The organism is Serinicoccus shuyuelongi (assembly GCF_045032955.1).
GTDB lineage: Bacteria > Actinomycetota > Actinomycetes > Actinomycetales > Dermatophilaceae > Ornithinicoccus.
This window is the reverse complement of sequence record NZ_JBJFZU010000003.1, coordinates 356286-381419: the sequence shown is the minus strand read 5'-3', so window position 1 is coordinate 381419 and position 25134 is coordinate 356286. Positions and strand designations below refer to the sequence as shown.

Annotated in this window: 28 protein-coding genes; 18 read left to right on the top strand and 10 right to left on the bottom strand. The window is 71.3% G+C overall.

The window, feature by feature from the left end:
• Nucleotides 1-12: 12 nt before the first annotated feature.
• Together ACI3EY_RS06165 and ACI3EY_RS06160 are read right to left on the bottom strand one after the other, a co-directional pair.
• On the bottom strand, nucleotides 13-2154 hold the full coding sequence (locus ACI3EY_RS06165; protein WP_405039785.1) for a DUF6351 family protein: 2142 nt from the start codon (nucleotides 2152-2154) through the stop codon (nucleotides 13-15).
• Between the two features lie 101 nt (nucleotides 2155-2255).
• Nucleotides 2256-2699, bottom strand: a complete 444-nt coding sequence (locus ACI3EY_RS06160) for a TY-Chap domain-containing protein (RefSeq protein WP_405039784.1) — start codon at nucleotides 2697-2699, stop codon at nucleotides 2256-2258.
• Nucleotides 2700-2785: 86 nt separating this feature from the next.
• Between ACI3EY_RS06160 and ACI3EY_RS06155 the strand changes: the two genes are divergently transcribed.
• Genes ACI3EY_RS06155 through ACI3EY_RS06130 form a run of 6 tightly spaced genes read left to right on the top strand, consistent with a single transcriptional unit; the run spans nucleotide 2786 to nucleotide 6603 of the window.
• Complete coding sequence (locus ACI3EY_RS06155; RefSeq protein WP_405039783.1) at nucleotides 2786-3052, top strand: hypothetical protein; 267 nt, start codon at nucleotides 2786-2788, stop codon at nucleotides 3050-3052.
• On the top strand, nucleotides 3052-4410 hold the full coding sequence (locus ACI3EY_RS06150; protein ID WP_405039782.1) for a hypothetical protein: 1359 nt from the start codon (nucleotides 3052-3054) through the stop codon (nucleotides 4408-4410). The genes ACI3EY_RS06155 and ACI3EY_RS06150 overlap by 1 nt, the downstream gene beginning before the upstream one ends.
• Before the next feature lie 18 nt (nucleotides 4411-4428).
• Entirely contained in the window at nucleotides 4429-4782 is a 354-nt protein-coding gene (locus ACI3EY_RS06145) for a hypothetical protein (protein ID WP_405039781.1), read from the top strand.
• A complete protein-coding gene (locus ACI3EY_RS06140; protein WP_405039780.1) occupies nucleotides 4779-5237 on the top strand; it encodes a DcrB/PsbP domain-containing protein in 459 nt (152 codons plus the stop codon). Before ACI3EY_RS06145 ends, ACI3EY_RS06140 begins: the two co-directional genes overlap by 4 nt.
• On the top strand, nucleotides 5234-6007 hold the full coding sequence (locus tag ACI3EY_RS06135) for a hypothetical protein (RefSeq protein WP_405039779.1): 774 nt from the start codon (nucleotides 5234-5236) through the stop codon (nucleotides 6005-6007). Before ACI3EY_RS06140 ends, ACI3EY_RS06135 begins: the two co-directional genes overlap by 4 nt.
• A gap of 35 nt (nucleotides 6008-6042) precedes the next feature.
• The gene (locus ACI3EY_RS06130; protein WP_405039778.1) at nucleotides 6043-6603 is read left to right on the top strand and encodes a hypothetical protein; all 561 of its coding nucleotides are present in this window, start codon (nucleotides 6043-6045) and stop codon (nucleotides 6601-6603) included.
• Between the two features lie 81 nt (nucleotides 6604-6684).
• On the opposite strand, the gene ACI3EY_RS06125 is transcribed toward ACI3EY_RS06130, so the two are convergent.
• The 3 genes from ACI3EY_RS06125 to ACI3EY_RS06115 form a co-directional block, all read right to left on the bottom strand.
• Entirely contained in the window at nucleotides 6685-7143 is a 459-nt protein-coding gene (locus ACI3EY_RS06125; RefSeq protein WP_405039777.1) for an SRPBCC family protein, read from the bottom strand.
• A 78-nt stretch (nucleotides 7144-7221) separates the two neighbouring features.
• Complete coding sequence (locus ACI3EY_RS06120; protein WP_405039776.1) at nucleotides 7222-7563, bottom strand: DUF2200 domain-containing protein; 342 nt, start codon at nucleotides 7561-7563, stop codon at nucleotides 7222-7224.
• Nucleotides 7560-8612, bottom strand: coding sequence for a LacI family DNA-binding transcriptional regulator (locus ACI3EY_RS06115; RefSeq protein WP_405039775.1), 1053 nt, complete (start codon nucleotides 8610-8612; stop codon nucleotides 7560-7562). The genes ACI3EY_RS06120 and ACI3EY_RS06115 overlap by 4 nt, the downstream gene beginning before the upstream one ends.
• 106 nt (nucleotides 8613-8718) lie before the next feature.
• On the opposite strand from ACI3EY_RS06115, the gene ACI3EY_RS06110 reads away from it, so the two are divergent.
• The 8 genes from ACI3EY_RS06110 to ACI3EY_RS06075 are packed head-to-tail and all read left to right on the top strand — an operon-like array spanning nucleotide 8719 to nucleotide 16701.
• Nucleotides 8719-9966: an amino acid ABC transporter substrate-binding protein gene (locus ACI3EY_RS06110; protein ID WP_405038007.1), complete on the top strand. Its 1248-nt coding sequence runs from the start codon at nucleotides 8719-8721 to the stop codon at nucleotides 9964-9966.
• Nucleotides 9966-10844 carry a branched-chain amino acid ABC transporter permease gene (locus ACI3EY_RS06105; RefSeq protein ID WP_405038006.1) on the top strand — a complete coding sequence of 293 codons (879 nt, stop codon included), beginning with the start codon at nucleotides 9966-9968 and terminating at the stop codon, nucleotides 10842-10844. Before ACI3EY_RS06110 ends, ACI3EY_RS06105 begins: the two co-directional genes overlap by 1 nt.
• A 16-nt stretch (nucleotides 10845-10860) precedes the next feature.
• Nucleotides 10861-11952: a branched-chain amino acid ABC transporter permease gene (locus ACI3EY_RS06100; RefSeq protein WP_405039774.1), complete on the top strand. Its 1092-nt coding sequence runs from the start codon at nucleotides 10861-10863 to the stop codon at nucleotides 11950-11952.
• A gap of 2 nt (nucleotides 11953-11954) precedes the next feature.
• Nucleotides 11955-12728, top strand: a complete 774-nt coding sequence (locus ACI3EY_RS06095; protein WP_405038004.1) for an ABC transporter ATP-binding protein — start codon at nucleotides 11955-11957, stop codon at nucleotides 12726-12728.
• Nucleotides 12718-13542: an ABC transporter ATP-binding protein gene (locus tag ACI3EY_RS06090; RefSeq protein ID WP_405039773.1), complete on the top strand. Its 825-nt coding sequence runs from the start codon at nucleotides 12718-12720 to the stop codon at nucleotides 13540-13542. The genes ACI3EY_RS06095 and ACI3EY_RS06090 overlap by 11 nt, the downstream gene beginning before the upstream one ends.
• Nucleotides 13539-14690 carry a Gfo/Idh/MocA family protein gene (locus tag ACI3EY_RS06085; protein WP_405038002.1) on the top strand — a complete coding sequence of 384 codons (1152 nt, stop codon included), beginning with the start codon at nucleotides 13539-13541 and terminating at the stop codon, nucleotides 14688-14690. Before ACI3EY_RS06090 ends, ACI3EY_RS06085 begins: the two co-directional genes overlap by 4 nt.
• Nucleotides 14687-15844: a dihydrodipicolinate synthase family protein gene (locus ACI3EY_RS06080; RefSeq protein WP_405039772.1), complete on the top strand. Its 1158-nt coding sequence runs from the start codon at nucleotides 14687-14689 to the stop codon at nucleotides 15842-15844. Before ACI3EY_RS06085 ends, ACI3EY_RS06080 begins: the two co-directional genes overlap by 4 nt.
• Nucleotides 15841-16701: a sugar phosphate isomerase/epimerase family protein gene (locus ACI3EY_RS06075; protein ID WP_405039771.1), complete on the top strand. Its 861-nt coding sequence runs from the start codon at nucleotides 15841-15843 to the stop codon at nucleotides 16699-16701. The genes ACI3EY_RS06080 and ACI3EY_RS06075 overlap by 4 nt, the downstream gene beginning before the upstream one ends.
• A 106-nt stretch (nucleotides 16702-16807) precedes the next feature.
• Here the strand turns inward: ACI3EY_RS06075 and ACI3EY_RS06070 are convergent, their stop codons facing one another.
• On the bottom strand, nucleotides 16808-18379 hold the full coding sequence (locus ACI3EY_RS06070) for an FAD-binding oxidoreductase (RefSeq protein WP_405039770.1): 1572 nt from the start codon (nucleotides 18377-18379) through the stop codon (nucleotides 16808-16810).
• A gap of 249 nt (nucleotides 18380-18628) precedes the next feature.
• Here ACI3EY_RS06070 and ACI3EY_RS06065 point away from each other — a divergent pair, with 249 nt between their 5' ends.
• Nucleotides 18629-18829, top strand: coding sequence for a hypothetical protein (locus ACI3EY_RS06065; RefSeq protein WP_405039769.1), 201 nt, complete (start codon nucleotides 18629-18631; stop codon nucleotides 18827-18829).
• A 46-nt stretch (nucleotides 18830-18875) separates the two neighbouring features.
• Here the strand turns inward: ACI3EY_RS06065 and ACI3EY_RS06060 are convergent, their stop codons facing one another.
• Together ACI3EY_RS06060 and ACI3EY_RS06055 are read right to left on the bottom strand one after the other, a co-directional pair.
• Nucleotides 18876-19508, bottom strand: a complete 633-nt coding sequence (locus ACI3EY_RS06060) for a hypothetical protein (RefSeq protein ID WP_405039768.1) — start codon at nucleotides 19506-19508, stop codon at nucleotides 18876-18878.
• Nucleotides 19505-20134, bottom strand: a complete 630-nt coding sequence (locus ACI3EY_RS06055) for an SHOCT domain-containing protein (RefSeq protein WP_405039767.1) — start codon at nucleotides 20132-20134, stop codon at nucleotides 19505-19507. Before ACI3EY_RS06055 ends, ACI3EY_RS06060 begins: the two co-directional genes overlap by 4 nt.
• 59 nt (nucleotides 20135-20193) lie before the next feature.
• Between ACI3EY_RS06055 and ACI3EY_RS06050 the strand changes: the two genes are divergently transcribed.
• The gene (locus ACI3EY_RS06050; protein ID WP_405037995.1) at nucleotides 20194-20928 is read left to right on the top strand and encodes a CDP-alcohol phosphatidyltransferase family protein; all 735 of its coding nucleotides are present in this window, start codon (nucleotides 20194-20196) and stop codon (nucleotides 20926-20928) included.
• 50 nt (nucleotides 20929-20978) lie between these two features.
• Here the strand turns inward: ACI3EY_RS06050 and ACI3EY_RS06045 are convergent, their stop codons facing one another.
• A complete protein-coding gene (locus ACI3EY_RS06045) occupies nucleotides 20979-22358 on the bottom strand; it encodes a phage tail sheath family protein (RefSeq protein ID WP_405039766.1) in 1380 nt (459 codons plus the stop codon).
• A 68-nt stretch (nucleotides 22359-22426) separates the two neighbouring features.
• Entirely contained in the window at nucleotides 22427-23524 is a 1098-nt protein-coding gene (locus ACI3EY_RS06040) for an alpha/beta fold hydrolase (protein ID WP_405039765.1), read from the bottom strand.
• 93 nt (nucleotides 23525-23617) lie between these two features.
• Between ACI3EY_RS06040 and ACI3EY_RS06035 the strand changes: the two genes are divergently transcribed.
• Both ACI3EY_RS06035 and ACI3EY_RS06030 read left to right on the top strand, forming a co-directional pair.
• Nucleotides 23618-24151, top strand: coding sequence for an ArsR/SmtB family transcription factor (locus ACI3EY_RS06035; protein WP_405039764.1), 534 nt, complete (start codon nucleotides 23618-23620; stop codon nucleotides 24149-24151).
• On the top strand, nucleotides 24148-25014 hold the full coding sequence (locus ACI3EY_RS06030) for a M23 family metallopeptidase (protein WP_405039763.1): 867 nt from the start codon (nucleotides 24148-24150) through the stop codon (nucleotides 25012-25014). Before ACI3EY_RS06035 ends, ACI3EY_RS06030 begins: the two co-directional genes overlap by 4 nt.
• Nucleotides 25015-25134 lie beyond the last annotated feature (120 nt).

Below are 25134 nucleotides of genomic sequence, written 5' to 3'. Positions count from 1 at the left end.
TCCGCACCAGCCTCAGAAGCGCAGCCAGGTCCCGGCCAGGTCCTGCTGCTCCACCCCGGGCACCGTGTAGTCGCAGACGCCCTCGGCGAAGACCTCGCCCAGACGCGTCCACTGGGCATCGCTCATCGCCGGGTAGTCCTCACGCCGCGGCTCGGTGGTCCGGCAGTCGATGACGTCCGCGCGCACCGACTCCCCGGCCACCTCGCGGGGGAAGCTGGCCGAGGGGTAGAGCTCCTCGCAGGTGCCCTCGGGGTCCCGGTCCAGCGTCTCGGCGACGAAGGTCGGGGATTCCTCCCGGGTCTGGCAGCCCTCGACCAGGGCCGCCGGGCGGGCCTGACCGATCTCGTCCAGCGTGGGTCGCTCGCCCTCGAGATCCAGCCCGCTGAGCCAGGCGTCCATCTGGGTGAAGCCGTGCTGCAGCAGCGGGCTGCCGGTGCTGAACAGGCCGTACCGGTCGTCCTCGAGCAGGCTGACGTGGTTGACCACCGAGCCGTTGGCCTCGCGCAGCCGCTCCCGCATCGAGTTGGTGTGGTAACGGACGTGGATGTCGCCGTTGGCGGCGTCGTCGAAGTACGCGCGGTAGTCGATGATCGGGGTGCTCGCCAGGCCACCGCCACCGTTGGTCAGCCGCCCCGTCCGGTATGCCGCCGCGACCGCGGGCAGGTCCGCCTCGCTCCGCGCCTCCTGGAAGCCGCCGTCCTGGTCGAAGCCACCGACGCCTTCGTTGAGGTCGAGGAACTGGTCGACGGTGATGGTGCCGTCCTGCAGCGCGCCCAACCCGTACTGGATGCCGCCGTTGTCCAGCGGCCGGAGTGCGAACCCGGTCTCCGGGTCCGTGCCGTAGACGTTGACCGTGTGGTCGTAGACGTCGCAGCGGGCACCCCCGGGGTTGGTGTCCGGGTCGTAGCGCAACTCCTCGGGGAGCACGGCGGGGCAGAACACCCGGGGGTCGATGCGCTGGGCGCCGCCGGCGACGTTGCTCATCGTGGCCAGCGTCTGGAACCCGGTGACCTGGCGCTGCTGCTCCTCGGTCCACCCCGTCGCACCGGAGAAGTAGTTGTCCAGCAGCCGGGCGTCGGTGATGAAGTTGACGGTGCCGAAGCCGACCTCGGGGAAGGAGCAGCCGACGACGATGCCGTCGAAGATGCCGGGGTAGTTGTCCGCGGCCTGGTGCGCCTGGTAGCTGCCGCCGGAGCAGCCGAAGCCGATGGTGAACTCGTCCGGACCGTAGGTCTGGATGAACGCCTCCTTCGTCATCTGGGCCGTCTCGGAGGTGAGCAGGTCCGAGCAGTTCTGCCCGAAGACGTTGAGGCTGGAGGAGGTGAGGGCATACCCCTGGCCGAGCATCCAGGCGTCGGTGACCCCGCCGGTGGTGTTGCCCTGCCGGAACCAGCCGCCGGCACAGCCGCCGCCCAGGGTGTAGACGACCTTGCCGTTCCACCCCTGGCCGCGCTGCGCCGGGGACGGCTCGGGCTCGGTCAGCGGGTCGTGCAGGGTCGTGTGCTGGTAGATGCCGCGGTTCGCGGTGCCGGTCTCCATCCGCACGATGAAGGGCACCTCGACCCCCTGGGTGGTGGTCGTCGTCGCCAGGTCCTCCGGATAGGCGGCGGCATCGGCCGGCCACGCCTGGTAGGTGTCCGCGGTGGTCCGGTAGAAGTAGTCGACCCGGTCCTGCGTCGAGCAGTTCTCGTCCAGCGGCTCACCGAGCGTGCCGCCGACCACCGGCAGGGTGAACAGGTCGGTCTCGCAGATGAAGGGCTCCTCGTGCGGCCCGGAGAACAGCGGCCCCTCGTCCGGGTGGTTGACCACGGTGAGCGAGTCGCCGGCGCGACCGTTGCCCGGGGGCCGGGCGGTGATGGTGTTCTCGCCGAGCTCCATCCCCTCCACCACACCGATCAGCACCCGTCGCTGCTCGTCCCAGGTGAAGGCGTCGCGCACGTCGGTGCCGTCGAGGTCGATCCGCACCCGGTGCTGAGGCACGTTGCGGGGCACCGACACCTCGACCAGCGCGTCCCCGGCGGTGACCAGGTCGGGGGCGCTGGAGACGGTGGACACCTCCAGCCCCGAGGGCTTGGGTGCGGGGGGTGCCGCGGTGGCCTGGGTCCCCATCATCAGCAGGGCCGCCAGGGCGGCGGAACCGGTCGCCAGCTTCATCGCTGTGTCCTTCCGTGGAGGGCTTTCCTGGCAACGTAACACCGGATCCGGGCCCTCGACGGGGTTCTGGGTCAAGATTTCGTAAGCGTTTACATCTGGGCTTACGCCACCCGGTCCCAGCGCCAGCGGGCGTCCGGGACACCCGTCCCCAGGGCCTGCAACGCCCCCACGAACATGTCCGCGCAGGAGCGCGGATCCTGCACCGAGCCCCAGTAGACGTGGTTCTCCGAGGAGGCGCCCTCCAGCTGCCGACCGGGGTCGGACCACCCCAGGGAGAGCAGCGCCGCGGTCCGTTCGGGCGAGACGTCCGCATACGCGGCGGAGACGCACTCGCACAGCAGGTCGGTCCCCAGCCGGGAGGCCTGGACGTAGCGCCCGACCGGTGAGGCGCCGGACCGGGCGGACCGGCCGAACCACCGGCGGCGGGCGGGCCGGCCGCTCGAGCGCGGCGGCGCGGACAGCACGAGCGACTGACCGTCGTCGAGCGCGGTGAGCTCGTCGACCAGGCGGGTGCGGACGTCGTCCCAACGGGCGGAGGTGCTCATACCGCCAGGGTGCCACGGCTTGGGTTCGGCGCGGCGGGCCACTATCCTCGACGACTGTTCGTCACGGGAGGGAGTGGGGAGAGGACATGGGCGGCTTCGTCGGAGGGGACCCGCAGGCGATGGGCGAGAGCGCCCGCGCGCTGCACCGCACCGGGGGCCGGGTCGAGGACATCGGTCGCGGGCTCACCGAGGTGCAGGGCTCGGCCGCGGGGTATGCCGACCTGTCCACCGCGATCCGCCGGCTGGGGGCCGCGGTCGGGACCGCGGTGGAGGACACCGGGACCCAGACCACGATCGCGGCCGGGCTGGCGGACGCCGCGGCGCAGGACATCGACTCGGCCGGGGGCAACTGATGGTCGCCGGGTTCTCGCTGCCGCAGGGCGACCCCGAGCTGCTGGGTGCCCTGGCCACCACCTTCGGCACGGCCTCCACCGACCTGACCACCGAGCAGGGCAACGTCGAGACCGGCGTGGCCGGCGCGCTCGAGACCTGGCAGGCCACCCGGTCCCAGGAGTTCGAGGACGCCGGGCGCGGCATCGCCGGGACCCTGGGTGGTGCCTCCGGGGTCGTCGACGCGGCGCAGGGGCAGCTCAGCGGGTATGCCCGTCGGCTGCAGACCGCCCGCGAGGACATCGAGGACCTGGAGATCCGTGCCCAGCAGGAGCTGGACCGGATGGACGGGGTCGACGCCGACGACGAGGACCACGACACCGTCCAGGGGCAGGTCGACACCGAGGTCGCCCGGTTGCGGCAGCAGGCGCAGGAGATCCGGGACGAGGTGGAGCGGGACGCGACCGCCACCGCGGGTGCGCTGGACGCGGGCTCCGAGATCCTGGTGCCCGGCGCCGGTGAGCTCACCCCGGACCAGGTCGCCCAGCGGGTGCACGGGAGCACGGGGGTGTCCGGCACCAGCACCCCGCTGGCCGAGGGGACGTTGAGCACCGAGAGCGCGTGGGAGGCGCTGGAGTCGGTGTCGCAGCCGGCGGAGAGCCTGACCGACAGCGCCCTGGACTCGTGGCTCGGCTTCCGGCCCCCGGTCGGCGAGGGGTCGGTCAGCATGACGCTGTTCACCCTGGGCCAGGTCCAGTTCGGCGCCTCGACGGTGGCCAGCTGGATGGCCGACCACCGCTACTCCCACTTCCGGCCGATCGACGCCGCCGGGCGGGTGGTCTCCCCGAACATGGGCTTCTGGCAGCGGCTGCGGCACGGGGCCGGCCGGTTTCCCACGGCCCAGGGCCTGAGCCCGTGGCAGCGGGTCCGCGGCTTCGACCCACGCGGCCACTTCAGCGCCCGCCCCTGGCACGGCGGCAACGCCTCGCGCTGGAGCACCGCCGGTCGGTGGCTGGGCCGCGGCGGCACCGTCTTCACGGCCGCCACCTCGGGATGGAACGAGTGGAACGAGAGCTCGAACTACCCGACCGACAAGCGGGTGGGCCGCACCGTCACCGTGTCCGCGGCGACGACCGGCGGGGCGATGCTCGGGGCCAAGGGCGGCGCCTGGGCCGGCGGCGCGATCGGGACCGCGATCATGCCCGGGGTGGGCACCGTCATCGGGGCCGGTCTGGGTGCGCTGATCGGCGGTTTCGTGGGCTCGCAGGCCGGCGCCTGGGTGGGCGACCAGCTCAAGGACATCGGCGGCGACATCGCCGACGGCGTCTCGGACGCCTGGGACAGCGCCGGGGACTTCGTCGACGACATCACCCCCTGGTGAGCCGTGGGGTCCACCGTGGTGAGCGTGATCGGTCTGGTGCTGGGCGTCGTGCTGCTCGGGCTGGCGCTCTGGGAGCGCCTCGGCCGTGGCGAGCAGGCTCGGGCCTGGCTGCGAGGCCCGAGCGAGGCGGGGGTCCGCGGTGCGCTCTTCGTGCTGCCGGGCCTGGGCATGCTGAGCCTGCTCGTCGGGCTGTCGCCGTGGATGGGCGACGTCCCGGCGCTGGGCTTCCTCGCCCTGGTGCTGGCACCGCTGGGGCTGTGGCTGGTCTTCGGCTGGGGGGCGCTGTCCCTCCCCTACCCCCGGTGGTCGGTGCCCCGCTGGTCACGCGAGAGCATCGCCCGACGGTTCGACAAGGAGAGGTGGATGCGGTGAAGGTGACCCACGAGGTGTCGGGAGCGACGTTCGAGGCGCCCGACGACTGGCAGGTGGAGGGCACCGGGCACGACGAGGTGCTGCTCGTGCTGGAGCCCGGGCCGGTCGAGGGCGGCGTCCGGGCGAACCTGGTGCTCACCGCGGTCGACACCGGCGGACGCTCGTTCCGGGACTGGCAGAACGTCACCGAGGCGCAGCTGCCGAGCGAGCTGGCGGACTACCTGGTGCTGGACCTGCACGCGTTCGAGATCGACGGTCGGCCCGGGGGCAGCCGGCTGGCGCACCATGTGGACGGCCAGGGTCGCGCCCTGGTGATGGAGCAGGTCTTCACCGAGGTCGACGGCCTCGGGCTGACCCTGACGGCGACCGTCGACGCGCTTCGCTACCCGGTGGTCGCCGACGAGATGGCGGCCTGCTGCGCCAGCCTGCGGGTGCCGGCGGGGGTCAGGCGATGACGCTGCGACGAGAGGGTGAGGCGCTGGTGGTGGACAGGGCCACCTGGGCCGCTCTGGCGGGGGCCGAGCAGGTCGACCCGCAGCTGACGGCGGTCGCTGCCGCGGTGCCCGGCGGCGAGCAGGCGCTGGAGGCCGGTCGGGACCCCCTGGTCGTCGTGCAGGTGCAGACGGCGACCCCCGGTGGGGTGTTCACCCACGAGGCGTGGGTGGACGAGGACGCCACCGCCGTGCTGCTCGACCTGGGGCGCGGCGAGGACCGCCGGCTGCTGGTGCTGCCGCCGGACCACCTGGCCGCGTCGCTGGCCCGGATGGTCGGCCTGGCGCCACGGGCGCACGCACCCGCCGACCGGGAGGCACGAGCGGTGCAGGAGTCCGAGCTGGAGGCGTGGTTCGGGGCAGCCTCCCCCGGTGGTGACGCACCGACCGGGCGGGCCGGTGCCGCGCTGGGTGCGGACCGGGCCTGGCGCCTGGTCGCCGCCGCGGTCGGCTCGGACGCGGCGCCCCTGATGCTGGCCGCCGTGGACGGCCGGGACAGCGGACTCTGGGTCGTGGATGTGGGCGAGGACGTGGACGGCGACGATGGCGCTACGCCGGGCTCCGCCGAGGCCACCGCTGCCGGCGGTCTGCGGCTGGTGCCCACCACCCCCACCCAGGTATGGCGTGAGCTCGCCGGGGTGCTGCCCGCCCTGGTCCCGCCGGAGGAGGCGGTCACGACCAAGGGCGCCAAGGACACCCTGGGTGGCTCGCCGCCGCGCGTGGACGGTAGCTGACGCCGAAGGCACCTACGCTCTGGCATGCTCGGCGCATGGGACACAGCGTGGGCATGGTGCACATCGACGACGTCCGGATGTCGCAACTGGGGGTCCTCGACCTCCATCCGTCGGGGGAGACGATCTCGGGCGACGAGGCGCTGTCGTCGGGAAACCCAGGCAGGGCGGCCCGCCAGACTCCTCGAGGACTGCTGATCCTGGACGCGACGATGGTGCTCGCCTCCGAGGACGAGTCCATCTCGGCGGCGCTGGACCGGCGCGTGGTGACGGTGCTGCTCAGCAGCACCGCCGACACCTTCTCGTTCGCCGTCTCAGCCCCCGGTGCCGCACGCCGGCACATCGTGGACAGTCAGGGTGAGCGAGTCGTCGAGGTGGGGACCACCCTGCCCGAGGAGGACGGCACCTCCCCGCTCGTCGAGGCCTCCACGCTGACCCTGCTGGAGCGGCTGACCGGGGTCGCCGTGGACGACGACCTGCTCTGGGGACGCTTCGACGTCCTCACCGACGCACCGGTGACGGGACCGGACGTGCCGCTGACGGGACCGGACGAGGGCAGGGCGCGCACAGGCTTCCTGGCTCGGCTGTTCGGACGCTGAGGGAGGGCGCAGCGCCCGCCCCCGCCGACGACGCAGCGCCCGCCCCCTGGCGGGGACGGGCGCTGCGACTGTCTCCGGGGATCAGTCGCGGGGGACGTCGCCCTCCCAGCCGCCGGTCGGCATACCGCGCGACTCGATGAACTCCTTGAAGCGGCGGGCGTCGCCCTTGACCCGGCGGTCGTCGACGCCGAGCAGCGCGCCGGCCTTCTCGGCGAGGCCCTCCGGCGCCCAGTCCATCTGGATCGTGACGCGGGTCGTGGTGTCGCTGAGCTTGTGGAAGGTGACGACGCCGGCCTGCTTCAGGTCACCGTCGACGGTCGTCCACGCCACCCGCTCCTCGGGGTGCTGCTCGCTGATCTCGGTGTCGAACTCACGCGTGACACCGCCGACCTCGACCTTCCAGTGGCTGCGGGTGTCGGTGACCTGCGTCACCGACTCCACGCCCTCCATGAACTCGGGGAACGACTCGAACTGGGTCCACTGGTCGTACGCCACCTTGATCGGGACGTCGACGTCGACGGACTCTGTCACCTGGCTCATGCCAAACCTCCTGCGGTTGTGGGGTCAGGCTCCACGGAACACCAGATCCGCCGCGTCCGCACGGTCAAGCGACGCCCCTCAGGAGCGGAGCACCTTCTCCATCGGCCTGCCCTTGGCCAGCTCGTCGACCAGCTTGTCCAAGTAGCGGATCCGGCGCATCAGCGGGTCCTCGACCTCCTGGACCTTCACCCCGCACACGGAGCCGGTGATCAGCGAGACGCCCGGGTTGAGGTCCGCCGCGGCGAAGAAGTCCTCGAAGGTGGTCCCGGCCTCCAGGTGCCGGGACAGCTCGGCCTCGTCGACGCCGGTCAGCCACTCGATCACCTGGTGCAGCTCGTCCTTGGTGCGCCCCTTGCGCTCCAGCTTGGTGACGTAGTGCGGGTAGACCGAGGCGACGCTGGCGGTGAAGATCCGGCTCATGCGGGTGAGCGTAGTGCGCCGCCAGCCCGCGGCGGAGCGGTCGAGTCCCGGACCACCAGCTCGTGCGCGGCCCGGCGCCGCCGCCGACGGGTGGCCGGCGGCGCCAGCGCGAGCTGCAGCGCCTGGCGCCCCATCTCGGCCATCGGCAGCCGGATCGTGGTCAGGCTGGGCGCCAGGTCGCCGGCGACCGCCACGTCGTCGAAGCCGGTGACCGAGATCTCGTCCGGGACGACGACCCCGCGGGCGCGCAGGACCGAGAGCGCACCGATCGCCATGTCGTCGTTCATCGCGATCACCGCGCTCAGGTCCGGCGCCTCCTCGAGCAGCCGGGCGATCGCCTCCTTGCCGCCCTCCCGGGTGAACGGGGCCTCGACCAGCGGCGTGGTCTCCAGCGACAACCCGGCCCGCTGCAGGGCCCTGCCGATCCCCACCAACCGGTCCGCCACCGTCGTCAGCTCGCGGGAGCCGGTGACCACGCCGATCCGCCGGTGCCCGAGGCCCAGCAGGTGGGCGGTGATGGTCTCCCCGCCCTCGATGTTGTCCGGCTGGACGGTGTCGGCCCGCAACGGGTGCCGGCCGATGACGGCCACCCGGCCGCCGTTCTCCTGGAAACGCTGCAGGGCCAGCGCCACCCCGGACTCCTGCGAGGGGTCCACGAAGCCGGAGCCGGCGACGATGATGGCGCCCACCCGGTTGGCCATCAGCATCTGGATCTGTGCCAGCTCGGCCTCGGGGTCGCGCCCGCTGTGGCAGATCTGCACGGTCAGCCCCCGGGCACCGGCCACGCTGAGCACCCCGCTGGCGATCTCGGAGAAGTAGGGGTCCCCGATCTCGTGCACCACCAGGCCCACCACCGAGCTCGGGCTGCCGGCCAGCGACCGGGCGTGCACGTTCGCGACATACCCGAGGTCGGTGGCGATCTGGCGCACCCGCTTCGCGAGCTGTGCGCTCACCCCGGGCGACCCGGACATCGCCCGTGAGGCGGTCGCGATCGAGATCCCGGCTTCCTGCGCCACGTCCTTGAGGCGCGGGCTGCGCGTGCTCACCATGAATTCTCCCCGCATCGTTGCTCGGCTCTTGCCTCATCCTAGGTCAGCACCTATTGTCTACGGAAGCGGTTACGCAAACGCTTACGTTCAACGAGGAGCGAGGGTCATGACAACAAGCATTCGCCGATGGGCGGTCGCCACGACCGCAGTCGTAGGTCTCACGGTCACGGGCTGTGGGATCGATGATCCGTCCGCGGGAGGTGACGGCTCAGGGGCCTCCGGCGAGGAGGAGGACGGACCCATCCAGATCGGCATCTCGCTGCCGCTGACCGGAGACTTCTCCGAGCCTGGCAAGGGCGTGCAGCGCGGCTACGAGGCCTGGGCCGCCTACGTGAACGAGAACGGCGGCCTGCTGGACCGCCAGGTCGAGCTGACCATCCTGGACGACCAGTCCAACGCGGACCGGGTCGCCTCCGACTACGAGAAGCTCATCAACCAGGACGGCGTGGACCTCGTCTTCGGTCCGTTCTCCACCCGTCTGGTGGTGCCCGCCGCGCAGGTCGCGCTGGACTACGGCTTCCTCTTCGTCGAGCCCGCGGGCGCGGCCGAGGAGGTCTTCACCCAGGGCTTCACCAACCTCTTCTACGCGGCCCCTGCGGTCGCCGAGGACCACTACAACTACCTGGCCGACTACATCGAGGCGATGCCCGAGGGCGAGCGCCCGGAGACGGCCGCCTTCGCGGCGATGGACGACCCCTTCGCCCAGGGCACGGCCTACGGCCTGAAGGCCCGGCTCGAGGAGATGGGCGTCGAGACCGTGGTGGACGAGGTCTACCCGCCGAACACCACCGACTTCTCCTCGATCGCCGCCAAGATCGCCTCCAGCGACGCGGACATCGTGGTCGGCGGCTCGCAGTACCAGGACGCGGTCAACCTGATCATCTCGCTGCAGCAGCTGGACTACCAGCCGGACATGGCGGCCTTCTCCACGGCGCCCACCAACCCCGAGTTCGCCGCCGCGATCGGTGACCAGACCGAGGGCATCATGGCCCCGACCGGGTTCACCCCCGAGGCGACGTACGAGACCACGCAGGAGTTCGTGGAGTACTTCACCGAGGAGAACGGCTCCGAGCCGAACGAGGACGAGGCCAACGCCTGGACCACCGGTCAGGTCGTCGCCGCCGCGGTCGAGGGTGTCGGCTGCGCCGACCCGAGCCCGGAGTGCCAGCAGCAGCTCATCGACTGGCTGCGCGACAACGAGGTGCAGACGGTCGTCGGTCCGCTGACCTGGGACGCGGAGGGCCGCCCGCAGGGTGCCCACCTGGTCCAGCAGTACGTCGACGGGGAGATCCAGATCGTGCTGCCCGAGGAGGCCGCCGAGGCTGACCTGATCTTCCCCAAGCCGGAGTGGTGATGGCGCTCCTCCTCCAGAGCCTCATCCTCGGCATCCTGCTCGGCGGGCTGTACGCGCTGCTCGCCTCCGGTCTCACCCTGTACTTCGGGGTCATGCGGGTGGTGATGATCGCCCACTCGGCGTTCCTCATCCTCGCCGCCTACCTGGCGTGGTGGTTCACCTCGACCACGGGCATCGACCCGCTGGTCTCGCTGATCGGCACCGTCCCGCTGTTCTTCGTGCTGGGCGTGCTGATGCAGCGGGTGCTGCTCTCCCGGTTGAAGCCGGCCACCCTGACGATGATGTCGGTGCTGCTCACCTTCGCGGTGGCGCTGACCATCGAGGGCACGATCGGCTTCGTCTTCACCGGCACCCAGCGGCGCATCCAGCTGCCCTACTCGGGCTCGAGCCTCGAGTTCTTCGGTGCCCAGATCGCGGTCGTCAAGCTGATCGCCTTCGTGCTCGCCGCGGTGTCGCTGACGGTCCTCTACCTGGTCCTCAAGAAGACCCGCTTCGGGCAGGCCCTGCGGGCCACGATCCAGAACAAGGAGGCCGCCGAGCTGGTCGGGATCGACACCCGCAAGGTCGCCGGCTACGGGTTCGGGGTCGGCCTGGCCACCGCCGCCATCGGCGGCACGGCACTGGCCCTGGACGCCACCATCTACCCCTCGCTGCACTGGCACTGGATCGGCCCGCTGATGGCCATCATCGTGGTCGGCGGCCTGGGCAGCATCCCGGGTGCCGCCGCCGCGGCGATGATCCTCGGCGTCAGCCAGTCGCTGCTGCAGATCCCGATGGGCACGACCTGGGCACAGACCATCTTCTACGTGGTGCTCTTCGCCACCCTCGTCTTCCGCCCGCACGGGTTCTTTGGAGGTCGCCTTGCGCAACGCTTCTGACACCATCATCCGGACCGTGCAGGTCGTCGCGGTGCTCGGCGCCGCGCTCGGGGTGATCCTCTTCCCGATGACCGGTCCCGGCCCCTTCATCCTGTCGGTCGGCGTGGTCATCCTCAGCTACGCCTGCATGGCCACCGGCTGGAACTTCGTCGGCGGGTTCACCGGCTACATGTCGCTGGGGCACGCCGCCTACACCGGCCTGGGCGGGTATGTCGTCGCGCTGCTCATCCTGCGCGCCGACGTCCCGTCGTGGCCGGCCCTGTTCCTGGGCGCCCTGCTCGTCGCGGCGTTCGCGGTGCCGATCGGGTTCGCCTCGCTGCGGGTCCGCGGTGCCTCCTTCGTCATCGTCTCCATCGCCCTGGTGCTGATCCTGCTGCTGGTCTTCCAGAGCTGGTCGGACGTCACCGGCGGCTCCAACGGGCTGCGGGTGCCCCGGCCGTTCGGCCCCGAGGTGCTCCGCCCCGAGCAGCACGAGCGGTTCTACTACCTGCACGTCGCGCTGCTGGTCGTCATGCTCCTCGCCTGGTGGGCCATCGACCGCTCCCGGTTCGGGGCCGGTCTGAAGGCCATCCGCGAGGACGAGGACAAGGCGCAGAGCCTGGGCGTCCCGACCTTCGGCTACAAGCTGGCGGTGTACGTCATCTCGGCGTTCTTCACCGCCCTCGCCGGTGGCATGTACGCCCTGTGGTTCGGCTTCCTGGACCCGATCTTCCAGTTCTCGATCCTCATCGGCTCCTACATGGTGCTGATGTCCCTGCTGGGCGGGATCCGGTCGCTGTTCGGGCCGGCGCTGGGCGCGTTCATCGTCGGCTACGCCCTGGAGTTCTTCAAGGCGGAGTTCGGCGACACCCAGTTCCACCTGGTCGCCCTGGGCCTGCTGCTCGGGATCGTGGTGCTCTTCATGCCCGAAGGCATCCTGCCCACCCTCGGCCAGCTGCTGAACCGGCTGCGTCCCGACGCGACCTCCATCCGGGAGCAGAGCGCCGAGGAGCTGGCCGACAAGAACAAGGCGGGCACCGGCATACCCGGGACGTCATCGGACGACGGGACGCACGATTCATCCGACGCCGAGGCGTCGCTCACCGGAACCTCCGGGAGGAAGGAATGAGCGTGGACACGAGCACGACGCGGGAGGGTTCCACCCCCGAGCACGAGATCGGCCTGTCGGTGCGCGGCCTGGCCAAGGCCTACGGCGGCGTGCAGGCTGTCGCCGGCGCCGACGTGGACTTCCACCACGGCCGGATCAACGCCCTGATCGGGCCGAACGGGTCCGGCAAGACGACGTTCTTCAACTGCGTCACCGGGATGATCAAGGCCGACTCCGGCACCGTCACCTACCGGGGCAAGGACGTCACCGGCAAGGCCTCCCACCAGATCGCGAGGGCCGGGATCGGCCGCAGCTTCCAGCTGTGCCGGATCTTCCCCCGGATGAGCGTGCTGGACAACGTGCTGGCCGGGGTGCGCCCCCGCGGCATCGGCCAGCTGCTGGGCTCGGGCCGCCGGCCGGAGGACGTCGAGAAGGCACGGGAGCTGATGGCCCGGGTCGGCATCGACCACCTGGAGCGCTCCGAGGCCCGGGACATCTCCTACGGCCAGCAGAAGCTGCTGGAGCTGGCCGGGGTGCTGATGACCGACCCCGAGACGATCATGCTGGACGAGCCCGCGGGCGGGGTGAACCCTTCGCTCATCGAGCGCATCAGCTCGCTGATCATCGAGCTGAACAAGGAGGGACGCACCTTCATCGTCGTCGAGCACAACATGGACCTGGTGATGCGGCTCAGCGACCACGTCATCGTCTTCGACCGCGGTGCGGCGATCGCCGCCGGACCACCCTCGCTCGTGCAGAGCGACCCTGCCGTCCTGGAGGCATACCTTGGCGTCTGAATTCCTTCTCGAGCTGAACGACGTCGAGGCCGGCTACGGCCGCGCCGCCCTGGTGCTGCGCGGGCTGACCGTGCAGGTGCCACCGGCGCAGATCGTCTGCCTGGTCGGCCCCAACGGCGCCGGCAAGTCCACCGTGCTCAAGGTGGCCAGCGGCATGCTGGCGCCCCGGGCCGGGAAGGTCGTCGTGGACGGCCAGGACGTCACCGGGCAGGGGCCCCAGCAGATGCTGCGGGCAGGTCTGTCGCACGTCCTGCAGGGGCACAGCGTCTTCCGTGAGATGACCGTCGGCGAGAACATCTCGCTCGGTGCGTTCACGGTCAAGGACCACTCCCGGACCCAGGAGCGGCTGGAGTTCGTCAAGTCGCTCTTCCCGCTGGTGGCCGACCGCTGGGACGCCCTCGCGGGGGCCCTCTCCGGTGGGCAGCAGAAGCAGGTCGAGTTCGCCCGCTCGCTGATGGTCGACCCCAAGGTGGTGCTGCTGGACGAGCCCTCGATGGGCCTGGACCCCAAGGCCACCGCGGTCGTCTTCGAGCAGGTCGTGCGGATGCGCGACGCCGGCACCGCGGTGCTCCTGGTGGAGCAGAACGCCCGCCGGGCGCTGGAGTCCGCGGACATCGGCCTCGTCCTCGACCTCGGTCGCGTGCACATCAAGGGCCCGGCCCGGCAGCTGCTGGACGACCCCAAGCTCGGCGAGCTCTACCTCGGCGGACGCCCGCAGGAGGCGGCGGCCACGGCCGCACCGGCCTCGACCGCACCCGCCTCCCCCACCTCGGGTGGCACCGCCTCCCCCACGACCGAAGGACACGCAGGATGACCACGCACACCGTCCGTATCTTGATGAACGGCGTCACCGGCCGGATGGGCTACCGCCAGCACCTGGTCCGGTCGATCCTGGCGATCCGCGACGACGGCGGCGTCCAGCTGCCCAACGGGGACCGGATCCAGGTGGAGCCGGTGCTGCTCGGGCGTAACCTCGAAAAGCTCGAGAAGTTGGCCCGTACGCACGACATCGCCGAGTACGGCACCGACCTCGACGCCGCGCTGGCCGACGAGAGCGCGACCGTCTACTTCGACGCCGCCACCACCCAGGCCCGCAAGGGCGCGATCCTGTCGGCGATCGCCGCCGGGAAGCACATCTACACCGAGAAGCCGATCGCGGAGTCCGTCGCGGACGGTATGGACCTGGTCCGGGCCGCGGAGGACGCGGGGGTGACCACCGGGGTCGTGCACGACAAGCTGTACCTGCCGGGGCTGCTGAAGCTGCGCTCGCTCATCGACTCCGGCTTCTTCGGGCGGATCCTGTCGGTGCGCGGCGAGTTCGGCTACTGGGTGTTCGAGGGCGACCTCACCCCCACCCAGCGGCCCAGCTGGAACTACCGCTCCGAGGACGGCGGCGGCATGGTGCTCGACATGTTCTGCCACTGGAACTACGTGATGGAGGGGCTGTTCGGTGCCGTCGAGGCGGTCACCGCCAAGGCCGTCACCCACATCCCGCAGCGCTGGGACGAGAACGGTGAGCCCTTCCAGGCGACCGCCGACGACGCGGCCTACGGCATCTTCGAGCTGGAGGGCGACATCATCGCCCAGGTCAACAGCTCGTGGGCGGTCCGGGTGGACCGCAAGGAGCTGGTGGAGTTCCAGGTGGACGGCACCCACGGGTCCGCCGTCGCCGGGCTCTTCGGCTGCCGGGTGCAGCCGCGGGTGGTCACCCCTCGCCCGGTCTGGAACCCCGACCTGCCCACCGACCAGGACTTCCGGTCGCAGTGGACCGAGGTGCCGGACACCGAGGAGCACGGCAACGGTTTCCGGGCGCAGTGGGAGCGTTTCCTCATCGACCTGCACGAGGGCCGCAAGCACCCCTACGACTTCGCGTCCGGAGTGCGCGGGCTGGAGCTGGTCGAGGCGGGCCTGCGCTCCTCCGCCGAGGGGCGGCGGGTGCCGATCACCGAGGTCCGCGCATGAGCACGGTCAGCCTGCCGCAGGCCGACGGTTCCTGGCGGGACGTCACCCTGCAGCCGGCCCGGGAGTGGGAGAAGCACCCCGGCGGGTTCTCCACCCGGATCGCCTTCGCCGCCGCGCACGTGGTGGCCGACCCGTGGCAGGAGAACGGGCCCGGGCAGCCGGCCGCCATCGACTGGGACTCCACCCTGGCGTTCCGTCAGCACCTCTTCGACTTCGGCTTCGGGGTCGCGGAGGCGATGGACACCGCGCAGCGCAACATGGGCCTGGACTGGCCGGCGATCCAGGAGCTGGTCAGCCGCAGCGCCACGCAGGCGCAGGCTGCCGGTGCCCGGATCGCCTCCGGTGCCGGCACCGACCACGTCGCCCGCTGCGCGGACCTGGAGGCCGTCACGGAGGCATACCTGGAGCAGGTCGCCTTCGTGGAGGGCACCGGGTCCCAGGTGATCGTGATGGCGAGCCGGCACCTGGCGGCGGTCGCGCGCAGCGCCGAGGACTATCTGCAGGTGTACGACCGGGTGCTCAGCCAGGTCAGCGCGCCGGTGGTCCTGCACTGGCTGGGTCCGATGTTCGACCAGCAGCTGCTCGGGTACTGGGGCAGCGAGGACATCCCCACCGCCACCGCGACGTTCCTCGAGCTGGTCGGGCGGCACGCCGACCGGATCGACGGGGTCAAGGTGTCGCTGCTGTCCGCCGAGCACGAGGTCTCGCTGCGGGCGGCCCTGCCCGAGGGGGTGCGCCTCTACACCGGGGACGACTACAACTACCCCGAGCTCATCCGCGGCGACGGCGAACGGCACAGCGACGCGCTGCTCGGCGCGTTCGCAGCGATCACCCCGGCGGCGTCCGCGGCGCTGGCCGCGCTGGACGCCGGTGACCTGGACGCCTACGAGGCGGAGATGGCGCCGACGGTACCGCTGTCGCGGCTGGTGTTCGCACCGCCGACCTGGTTCTACAAGACCGGGATCGCGTTCCTGTCCTGGTTGTCCGGGCACCAGAGCGGCTTCACCATGGTCGGCGGGCTGCAGTCCGCCCGCCCGGTGACCCACCTGGCGGAGGTGTTCGCCCTGGCCAACGAGGCGCGGCTGCTGCCCGACCCGGAGCTGGCGGCGTCCCGGATGGACCTGGTGCTGCGCGGGGCCGGGGTGTCCCGGTGAGCGCCGTATCGGTGGCCACCGACCTGCGGCTGGCGCGGCTGTCGCTGAACCAGCGCACCTGCGCCGAGTGGACCCTGCGCGAGGCGATCGACGGCTGCGTCAGCGCCGGGCTGAGCAGCCTCGGGGTCTGGCGGGAACCGGTCGCCGACGTCGGCCTCGAGACCGCCCGGCGGTGGGTCGAGGAGTCCGGTCTGCGGGTGTCCTCTGTGTGCCGCGGCGGGTTCCTCACGATGCCGGAGGGGTCTGCTCGGCAGGAGTCGTTGGACTCCAACCGGGCCGCGATCGAGGAGACCGCCACCCTGGGCGCACCGACCCTGGTGCTGGTCCCCGGCGGGCTGCCCGAGGGTGACCGGGACATCGACGCCGCGCGGGGCAGGTTCCTGGACGGGGTTGCGACCCTGGTGCCCGACGCGGAGGCCGCGGGGGTGGTGCTGGCGATCGAGCCGATGCACCCGATCTTCGCGGCGGACCGGGGCGTGGTTTCCACCCTGGAGCAGGCGCTGGACATGGCCGAGCAGTTCCCGGCGTCCGCGGTGGGTGTCGTGGTCGACACCTTCCACCTGTGGTGGGAGCCGGGCGTGGAGCAGCAGATCGCCCGCGCCGGCGACCGGATCGCCAGCTACCAGATCAGCGACTGGATCACTCCCCTGCCGCCGGACGCGCTGCTCAGCCGCGGCATGGTCGGCGACGGGCACATCGACTTCGAGGCGTTCACCCGCTGGGTGGCGAGGACCGGGTATGCCGGCGACGTCGAGGTGGAGATCTTCAACGCCGACGTCTGGGCGACGCCCGGGGCCGAGGTGGTGGCCACCATGTCGGAGCGCTACCTGGAGCGGGTCCAGCCCTGGCTCGGGTGATCGATGCCTGAGCGGGGCGTCCCTGCTCCGGGCATACCTGTGCAAGAACGGTGTGACACACCCGTCGCCACGGTGACGGATGTGTCGCACCGTTCTTGCACATCCGTCAGGCGAAGCGTGCTGAGAAGCTGTTCTGGAAGCGCATACCCGGGTCGTACCGTCGCTTGACGGCGAAGAACTCGTCCAGCCGCGGGTATGCCTGCGCCACCTGCTCCCGGGTGTAGTGCTGCTGGTAGGGCAGGTAGAAGGTGCCGCCCCGGGCCAGGGAGGCCGTCACCAGGGCTCTGGTCAGATCGGCCATGTCCGCGTTTCCCGCGTCGCTGACGCCCTGGCTCAGGTAGAGCACGACCGAGAACCTCTCCCCCTGGGCGTAGTCGAGCACGACGTCCTCGGCGTGGACCGACCGGACCGAGGCGCTCATCAGCCGGGCGTCGTGCCGGGCGAGCTCGTCGCGCAGGTCGTCGAGGAACGGGACGAGCTGGTCGTGCGGGAGGAAGTACTCGTGCAGGACGTCGGTGTACTGCGGCAGCCGGTTCTGAAGGAAGCCCAGGCTCTCGAACATGGCCTGGTTCCGCCCGACCATGCACGCCTCGGCCTCGCGCAGCGCCTCGTTGCGCGACTGCTGACAGCCGCGGACGTGCGGCAGCACGTCACGCTGTGCCCACCACTTCACCCGTTGCCCCGTGTCGCCGATCCGAGCCAGGTTGAAGACGAGACGGCTGGCCCGGTCCGAGGCACGCTCCCGCAGCGGAGGCACGGGCTCAGGCGACTCCACCCGCGCGTAGCTGTAGACGATCGCCTCCTGCAGCAGACTGCCGGGCGCGGTGGACAGGTGTGTGTAGGTCAGCCGGACGTCGTCGTCGCCTGCTACCCGCGAGGCGAAGACCTCCGGGAAGTCCTGGACGGTGACCACCTGTTGACGGAGCTCGAGCATCTCGCTGTCGACCAGCTCGAGCTCGACGTCCAGGATCACCCCGAACAGTCCGTAGCCGCCGACGACCGCCTGGAAGAGCTCTGGCCGCTCGTCCGGACCGACCCGGTGCACGGTGCCGTCGGCCAGCATCACCCGCATCGAACGGATGGTGGAGGAGAGGCTTCCGGCTCGGAAGTCGAGGCCGTGCGCGTTGGCGGAGACCGTCCCGCCGACGCTGAGCACGTCGATGCCGGGCATCGTCATCACCGACAGTCCGACCGGGTGGACCGCCTCCAGGACCTGGTGCCAGGTCGCGCCCGCCTGCACGGTCGCGGTCCGCGCATCCTCGTCGACCGTGATCCCGTCCAGACCGCGCATATCCACCACCAGACCTCCGGGGTGGGAGGCCTGACCCCCCATGGCGTGCTGGGTGCCGCCCACCGAGACCGACAGGTCCTGCTCCTGCGCGTAGGCCAGCGCGGTGCGGACGCCGGCCTCGTCCACCGGACGGACCACCCCGAAGACCTCCGTCCGGGTCAGGCAGCTCGCGTCGGAGACGACACCGCCCTCCTGGTCCAACCCCCCGGGGTATGCCGCGGCGTCCACACTGGCCAGTGCGGGCGAGGGCGTCGTCCCGGTCGCTGCTGGTGCGTGGGCAACGATGCACTCCTTGGCCTCCAGCGGCTCTCCCGACCATAGGACGAGCTGTGGCCCACCGACGACGAGCACCAGCAGAAGAGCGCCCCCGACATACAGCCGTTGCACCCGTCGAGTGCCACGTCGGCGGTGTGCTCCCGGTCGACGGCGAGAGGGTCGACGTCGAGAAGACCCTGTGTCCCGGGCCATCTAGCTGCTCGCCTTGACGGTCCTGGAGTGCATGCGCCATTGAAGCATCGCGGGCCCGGATCCCGGGAGCATCACGGGGGTCGCAGCCCTGCGGGTCGTTCGAGTTGCAGGCCGAGAGGGCCTCGATAGCGTCGAGCACACACGACCCATCCCGACGAAGGGCGCATCATGCAGATCGACAAGTCACAGATCATCGAGTTCCTGAAGTCCCGCGGCGACCAGGACAAGGCACGTCAGGCGGACAGCGAGATGCCCGAGCAGGTGGACACCGAGAAGGACGCCGGCCTGCTCGAGCAGTACGGCCTCGACCCGAAGGATCTGATGAACAACCTGGGCGGTGGGGGCGGCCTCGGTGGCGTCCTGAGCTAGGACGTCGGGGCGTCCGGCGCAGCAGGGCTCCGTGCCGGGTGCGCCGTCAGACCGGCTCTGCCCGGAACCGGGTGCGTGATCCGCGCACTCCGTCGAAGCGGTGACGGACGGCGGTGATCCGGTATGCCCGACCGTCCACCCAGGAGGCGACCCCGGCGAGGACGACCGTCCCGCCGACGGTCAGGCCGGGAACGGTGACGGCTTCGGCGGAGACTCCGTTGCCGAGGCCGGGTCGGGGCCCGCCTCCGGTGACAGCGCCGACCGCCTCGGTGCGCACGCCGGCGGCGATCAGCCCCTGGCCGAGCTGTAGGGGGATCGCGGTCGAGGACCGGTGCGCCGGGGGTGCGGGCTGCACCTCCCGCGCGTCGTGCGCCTCGAGGATCAGCATCGGTGGGCCGCCTTCCGGGCACAGCACGGAAACCGCGTCCACGGGTCCCTCGAACTCCCACCCGGCGGTGTCGGGCCCGGACGAGGTGGCGAGGGTGACGCGCAGGGACGAGCCGATGAATGCGTCTGCGCCGGACGGGTGGACGTGCCCCTCCGGGCTGTGTCTGAGCTCCACCCGCAGGCGGACCGGGCGTCCCCCTCGGTCGCGGACGACGACGCGAGTCAGGTCACGGGCGACCAGGGCCGGGTCGACACCGTCGACCGTGACGAGGGGGACGGTCGGGGGCGTCATGGCCACTCGGCGATCAGCTTCTGCTTGGCGGCGGCGAACTCGTCGTCGTCGAGCGCGCCACGCTCGTGCAGGTCTGCCAGAGCGCTGAGCTGGGCGACCAGCGGGTGCTGCGGCGGCACCCCGCCGGCCGGCGGGGTGAGAGGCAGGTGGCCCTGAGGCCCGTCCTGCACCGTCTCCACGCCCGGGCGCCGGGCGGACGGGGTGGGGATGAGCGGCATACCGGCGGAACCGTCCTGGGCAAGGATCTCCTCGAGCTTGTTGAAGGTCTCCTTGCCGTAGTCCAGGGTCCCGAGACCGACCGGCCCGTCCGGGGTGACGGCAACGACGGCACCGGTGGAGAACACCTTGTGCCGTTCGATGGTCACCTCGGTGACCTGGCTCCGGTCGAGGTCGTCGACCACGGGCATACCGACCGAGACGTCACCCAGGGTGAGCAGCCGCCGGTCGGTGACGACCAGGGCGGAGACGCTGCGGCGGATCCGGTAGGCGATGAACAGTCCCTGGACGGTCTCCCCCGGCAGCAGCTTGCGGCGCAGCGCGAGCCGGATGTCCTTGAGCATGCCCTTGCGGACCTTCGGGTCGCGGTAGGCCGACTCCTCCCCCGGCAGACCGACGATCTCCTTCATACGTTCCTCCCTGGATGTCCAACCGGGTTCACGGTACCCGGCCCACTAGGGTCGAGGTCATGAGTTCTTTGTCCGCCAGCGCGCCCCCACGCCTGGCGGCGGTGGCTGTCCACGTCTACACCGCCCTGGGCGCCGTGCTCGCGCTGCTCATGGTCCACTTCTCCTACGCCGGTGAGGTCGAGCTGGTCCTCTGGCTCTTCCTCGCCGCGATGGTCGTCGACGGCACCGACGGCTTCCTCGCCCGGCACTTCCGCGTCAAGGAGCTGGTGCCCGGCTTCGACGGGGCGCTGCTGGACAACATCATCGACTACATCACGTATGCCTTCGCGCCGATGGTGCTGCTGTGGAGCGCGGGCTTCCTGCCCGGAGGCTGGCTCGGCGGAGTCGTCGCCTCGGTCCCGCTGCTGGCGTCGTGCTACCAGTTCTGCCGCAGCGACGCCAAGACCGAGGACCACTTCTTCCTCGGCTTCCCGAGCTACTGGAACATCGCCGCTTTCTACCTGGTGGTGCTGAGCGCCGGGGTGGCGGTCACCACGACCGTGCTGCTGGTGCTCACGGTGATGGTCTTCGTCCCCATCAAGTACGTGTACCCGTCCCGCACCGAGATCGCCTGGTGGCCGACGATGACGCTGACGACGCTGTGGCTCGTCCTGTATGCCGTGATCCTGGCGCAGTACCCGTCGCCGAGCGTGTGGCTGATCGTCGTGTCCGGCGGGTATGTCGTCTACTACGCGGCCCTGAGCCTGCACCTGACGCTGACCCGCCGGCAGAGCACCGAGGTCGCATCTGCCTGAGGTGTGGCCTCCCGGGCAAGCCGTCGACGTCCGCTACGCCGCCGGACAGCTCAGCCCTGACCGTCGGAGGGCCAACGGCGCCACCGCACCGGAATCCCCCGCTCCTTCGCCATCCGCTCGACGAGCCGAGCGGTCTCCTGACCGGCATACCGGTCGTGCGTGTCACGCACCTCGGTGCGCTTCCCGAACACCGCATCCGCCTCGTCGAACTCGAGCACCAGCCCGCTCCCCTCGGCACGGTCGAACACTCGCGAGAGGTTCTTCTCGGTCTCGCCGATGTACCGCGAGACCACCTGGCCCAGGTCCACCGCGAGCACCGGTGTCGTGCCGGTCTTCGGCTGCGAGGACGGACGAGCCTGGAACCGCAGCGTGTGCGCGTCGTACTCGCCGGCCCGCACCGGAGCCACCCACAGGGACAGCACCACCTGCCCTGCGCGCACGTCGGCCTCGGTCATCGTCTCCCCCTGCCCGCACCGGACACCGTAGGCCTCCTCCACCCGCACGCCGGCGAGCGCCCCCTGCAGCCACAGCCGGTGCAGGAAGTCCTCGGTCAGCTGCCGGACCCGCGTCCACAGCACCTCCGCGCTCGGCTCGTCCCGCACGAACCCGAGCCCGACACTCACCGAGGTCAGCACGTGGTCGGTGAGCCGCCGCACCGACAGGTACCGCGCGGCGGGGTCACCGTTCTGTGCCCCGGCAACCAGGCGCGCGCCCCACACCAGACTCCCCCGGCCGGGGAACTCGCGCAGCACGTTGACCCCGGCCCCGGTCAGCTCCTCGGCACCGCGGGCGTCGATCGCCTCGGTGAGCGCGTCGACCCCGTGCAGCCCGACCCCGGCGGGCGCCTTCCAGACCCCGCGCTCGGCGTCGGTGCGGGCGATCACCCCGGCGACCGCCCCGCCCGGTGGCACGCTCACTCCGTCGACGACTATCCACGGGTGGTATGCCGCCGCCCGCTCCCGGTGCTCACCCACCCGCTCGACCGTGGCACGGACGTCCTGGGTCCAGGGCCCGGGCCGCAGGTCGAGCACCAGCACCGCCCGGTATGCCGCGCACCGCGCGAGCGCGACCCCCACCTGCTCGGCGTGGGCGGCGGTGACGCCGGGCAGCACCAGCACGGTGACGCCGGAGCCGTCCAGGGCGTGCACTCCACCAGGACCGTCGGCCGGCACCAGCTGCGCAGGGTCAGGTCCGGCGGCACGGACGACGACGGCCTGCCGACCCCCGTTGGCGAAGAACAGGTCGACGGAATGCCCGAGCGGGCGGTCCGCGTCGAGGCTGGGCCCGAAGGTCGCGTGGTAGGCGGCGGCGCTGGTGACCGTCACCGGGGTGTCGACCGGCCCTGTGTCCGCCGCACCGACGAAGCCGGTGACCGCGGTGGGGAGCGGCTCGATCGGGGCACCGGCGGCGCTGGGTGCGGGAGGGGGCATACCCCGGAGAGCGGGCACCGCCCGCCCAGATACGTCAGACCTCGCTGTACGTCAGACCACGGTGTACGTCAGACCTCCATGGCGAGCAGCTCCCTCAGGTGGCCGTCCAGCTCGGCGAGGTAGGACTCCTCGAACCCGAAGAGCCCGAAGTGGCCGGCGACCGAGTGCAGGGTGCGCAGCTCGCTGCCGGGCACGAGCTCCTGCTCGCGGGCGCAGTCGCGCGGCGGGAAGAACATGTCCTCGTCGATCGGCAGCACGAAGGTCTTCGCGGTGATCCGCCCGAGGGCGGCCGCGAGGTCACCGCCGGTGTGCCGGGCGACGTCGCCACGCTGCCACTTCCATCCCATGCTCAGCAGCGCGTTCGGGTCCATCGCGGCGAACGTGGGCCGCAGGAACCGGTCGCGGAACTCCTCGAAGGTGTCCCAGGTGACATCCGGCAGCTCGATCCCCCGCCAGAACTCGGAGCGCCAGAACTCGGTGGACAGCCCCATGACCGCCCAGATGTCGGCGTGCCGGCGCAGCCCCTCGCCGACGTCGGCCGGCGAGGCGTAGTCGCCGCCGTTCCAGCCGGGATCGGAGGTGATGGCGTCCATGAGCGTCTGGGTGAAGAGGACATCGTGCGGGGTGTTCTGCGCGGTGCCGGCGATCATCGCCGCCCGCTGCACCTTCTCCGGGAACCGGACCGCCCACTCCCAGGTCTGCTGGGCGCCCATCGAGCCGCCGACGACGAGGGCGAGCCGGTCGATGCCGAAGACCTCCCGCAGCAGCTGCTCCTGGGCGCGGACGTCGTCACCGATGCGCACGTGCGGGAAGGCCGCCATGGCGATGTCGCCGTCGGCGGTGTGCGGAGAGGTCGAGAGCCCGTTGCCGATCTGGTTGACGACGACGATGAAGAAGTGCGAGGGGTCCAGCGCCCGGCCCTCGCCGATGTACGTCAGCTCCCAGGTCTGGTGGGTGCCGGAGAACCAGGTCGGGATGAGGATCGCGTTGTCCTTGGCCTCGTTGAGCTCGCCGTAGGTGGCGACCGCCAGCTGGAGGTCCGGTATGACGCCGCCCTCCTCGAGCTCGAACCGGCCGAGGCCGTGGAGCTCGTAGGCGCCCTGCACCTCGGGTGTGTAGAAGGGGTTGTCGATCGGCATGGCGGACTCCTCGTCGAGTGCGGTCACGGTGGTCGTGAGCCTAGTGGCGCCGGGCCCTGCGTGGGAGGGCTCGCAGGGCGAGAGTTGTCTACGGTCTCACTATTCCGTAATATCGTGATCATGAACGATGACCGCATGGCCGCCCTGGAGGACAGGGTCGCTGCGCTCGAGCAGCGCCTCACCGGCCACGACGCCCCCGACACGGCAGCCGCCGCTGATCCCCCCGTGCCGTCGACCGGACCCACGCTCGATCCCGACGTGTTCTGGGCCCTGCTGGGCCTCGAGGCCCGGGTGCCTGCCCCCGGCGCGGTAATGATCGTCGGCTCGGTCGACACGCCAGCGGGCCAGAGTGCCCGCTGGCAGCTGGGCGCCGGCACCCAGGACCTGCTCGACGACGACTGGGGCGACATCGCGGATCGGCTGGCGGCCCTGGGCCACCCGGTCAGGCTCCGCCTCCTGCACCAGGTGCTGCACGGCACCAGCACCCCGCGGGAGCTCACCGAGGTGGAGGGCATCGGCTCCAGCGGACAGGTCTACCACCACCTGCGCCAGCTGACCGCAGCCGGCTGGCTGCGCAACCGGGGCAGCCACTACGAGGTACCCGTCGAGAGCGTCGTCCCCCTGCTCACCACCCTCCTGGGGGGTCGGCGATGAGACGCCGGCTCGCGGGCCTGATGACCTGGTGGGCCCGGCTGTTCATCGTCTCGCTCGTTGCGGTGATCGCGCTGGACCTGCCGGGGTGGTCCTTCGCGGTACCGCCCGTGTTCTACGCCCTGAGCCTGGTCCGCCCGCCGCGCCCGGAGAACCCGGAGCCGCGGTGGGTGGAGGCGCCCGTGCGGGGACGCTGGATCGCGGTGAACAGCCCCGCCGACAAGGTACCCAGCCACGGGATCCACGCCTACGGCCAGACCTATGCCATCGACATCCTCCACCCGGCGCCGACCGACGCCCACACCTCGCTCGGCTGGACGGGCGGGCTGCGGAACCCTTCCGGCTTCTCCTGCTTCGGTGAGCCGGTGTATGCCGTCGCCGCCGGCACCGTGGTCCGCGCGAGCGACGGCCTGCGGGACCAGCGCTCGCGCAGCAGCTGGCCGGCGGTCATCTGGATGCTCACCGTCGAGGGGTTGCTGCGGGAGCTGGCGGGGCCGCGGTTCATCCTCGGCAACCACCTGGTGCTCGACCACGGCGACGGGACCTTCAGCGCCTACGCCCACCTGCGCCGCGGCTCGATCGCGGTCACGCCCGGTGAGCGGGTCGAGGCCGGGCAGCAGGTGGCCGCGCTGGGCAACACCGGCAACACCTCGGAGCCGCACCTGCACGTGCAGCTGATGGACCGGGCCAGGGTGAATGCGGCCGCGGGGCTGCCGTTCCGGTGGCGGGACGTCCAGATCGAGCCTGCTGGGGTGGACAAGGCAGAGGGTGCAGATTCCGCCGGGGCGGGTGCCGTGGTGACCGAGGGGCTCCCCGGAAAGGGGCAGGTCTTCACTGCGGACCATGCCTGTGCAGGAACGGTGTGACACATCCGTCGCCAGGGCCACGGATGTGTCACACCGTTCCTGCACAAACGTCACGCGTGAGAGGGCGATCCCCAGGCTGGCGGACAATGCTGCTCCGGTCAGTCGTGGATACCGTGGGTC

What these genes read in the sequence shown, in the direction of transcription:
- ACI3EY_RS06165 (WP_405039785.1), bottom strand. Translation starts at nt 2,154, where the DNA reads ATGAAGCTGGCGACCGGTTCCGCCGCCCTGGCGGCCCTGCTGATGATG.
- ACI3EY_RS06160 (WP_405039784.1), bottom strand. Translation starts at nt 2,699, where the DNA reads ATGAGCACCTCCGCCCGTTGGGACGACGTCCGCACCCGCCTGGTCGAC.
- ACI3EY_RS06155 (WP_405039783.1), top strand. Translation starts at nt 2,786, where the DNA reads ATGGGCGGCTTCGTCGGAGGGGACCCGCAGGCGATGGGCGAGAGCGCC.
- ACI3EY_RS06150 (WP_405039782.1), top strand. Translation starts at nt 3,052, where the DNA reads ATGGTCGCCGGGTTCTCGCTGCCGCAGGGCGACCCCGAGCTGCTGGGT.
- ACI3EY_RS06135 (WP_405039779.1), top strand. Translation starts at nt 5,234, where the DNA reads ATGACGCTGCGACGAGAGGGTGAGGCGCTGGTGGTGGACAGGGCCACC.
- ACI3EY_RS06130 (WP_405039778.1), top strand. Translation starts at nt 6,043, where the DNA reads ATGGGACACAGCGTGGGCATGGTGCACATCGACGACGTCCGGATGTCG.
- ACI3EY_RS06125 (WP_405039777.1), bottom strand. Translation starts at nt 7,143, where the DNA reads ATGAGCCAGGTGACAGAGTCCGTCGACGTCGACGTCCCGATCAAGGTG.
- ACI3EY_RS06120 (WP_405039776.1), bottom strand. Translation starts at nt 7,563, where the DNA reads ATGAGCCGGATCTTCACCGCCAGCGTCGCCTCGGTCTACCCGCACTAC.
- ACI3EY_RS06115 (WP_405039775.1), bottom strand. Translation starts at nt 8,612, where the DNA reads ATGGTGAGCACGCGCAGCCCGCGCCTCAAGGACGTGGCGCAGGAAGCC.
- ACI3EY_RS06110 (WP_405038007.1), top strand. Translation starts at nt 8,719, where the DNA reads ATGACAACAAGCATTCGCCGATGGGCGGTCGCCACGACCGCAGTCGTA.
- ACI3EY_RS06105 (WP_405038006.1), top strand. Translation starts at nt 9,966, where the DNA reads ATGGCGCTCCTCCTCCAGAGCCTCATCCTCGGCATCCTGCTCGGCGGG.
- ACI3EY_RS06085 (WP_405038002.1), top strand. Translation starts at nt 13,539, where the DNA reads ATGACCACGCACACCGTCCGTATCTTGATGAACGGCGTCACCGGCCGG.
- ACI3EY_RS06080 (WP_405039772.1), top strand. Translation starts at nt 14,687, where the DNA reads ATGAGCACGGTCAGCCTGCCGCAGGCCGACGGTTCCTGGCGGGACGTC.
- ACI3EY_RS06065 (WP_405039769.1), top strand. Translation starts at nt 18,629, where the DNA reads ATGCAGATCGACAAGTCACAGATCATCGAGTTCCTGAAGTCCCGCGGC.
- ACI3EY_RS06060 (WP_405039768.1), bottom strand. Translation starts at nt 19,508, where the DNA reads ATGACGCCCCCGACCGTCCCCCTCGTCACGGTCGACGGTGTCGACCCG.
- ACI3EY_RS06055 (WP_405039767.1), bottom strand. Translation starts at nt 20,134, where the DNA reads ATGAAGGAGATCGTCGGTCTGCCGGGGGAGGAGTCGGCCTACCGCGAC.
- ACI3EY_RS06050 (WP_405037995.1), top strand. Translation starts at nt 20,194, where the DNA reads ATGAGTTCTTTGTCCGCCAGCGCGCCCCCACGCCTGGCGGCGGTGGCT.
- ACI3EY_RS06045 (WP_405039766.1), bottom strand. Translation starts at nt 22,358, where the DNA reads ATGCCCCCTCCCGCACCCAGCGCCGCCGGTGCCCCGATCGAGCCGCTC.
- ACI3EY_RS06035 (WP_405039764.1), top strand. Translation starts at nt 23,618, where the DNA reads ATGAACGATGACCGCATGGCCGCCCTGGAGGACAGGGTCGCTGCGCTC.
- ACI3EY_RS06030 (WP_405039763.1), top strand. Translation starts at nt 24,148, where the DNA reads ATGAGACGCCGGCTCGCGGGCCTGATGACCTGGTGGGCCCGGCTGTTC.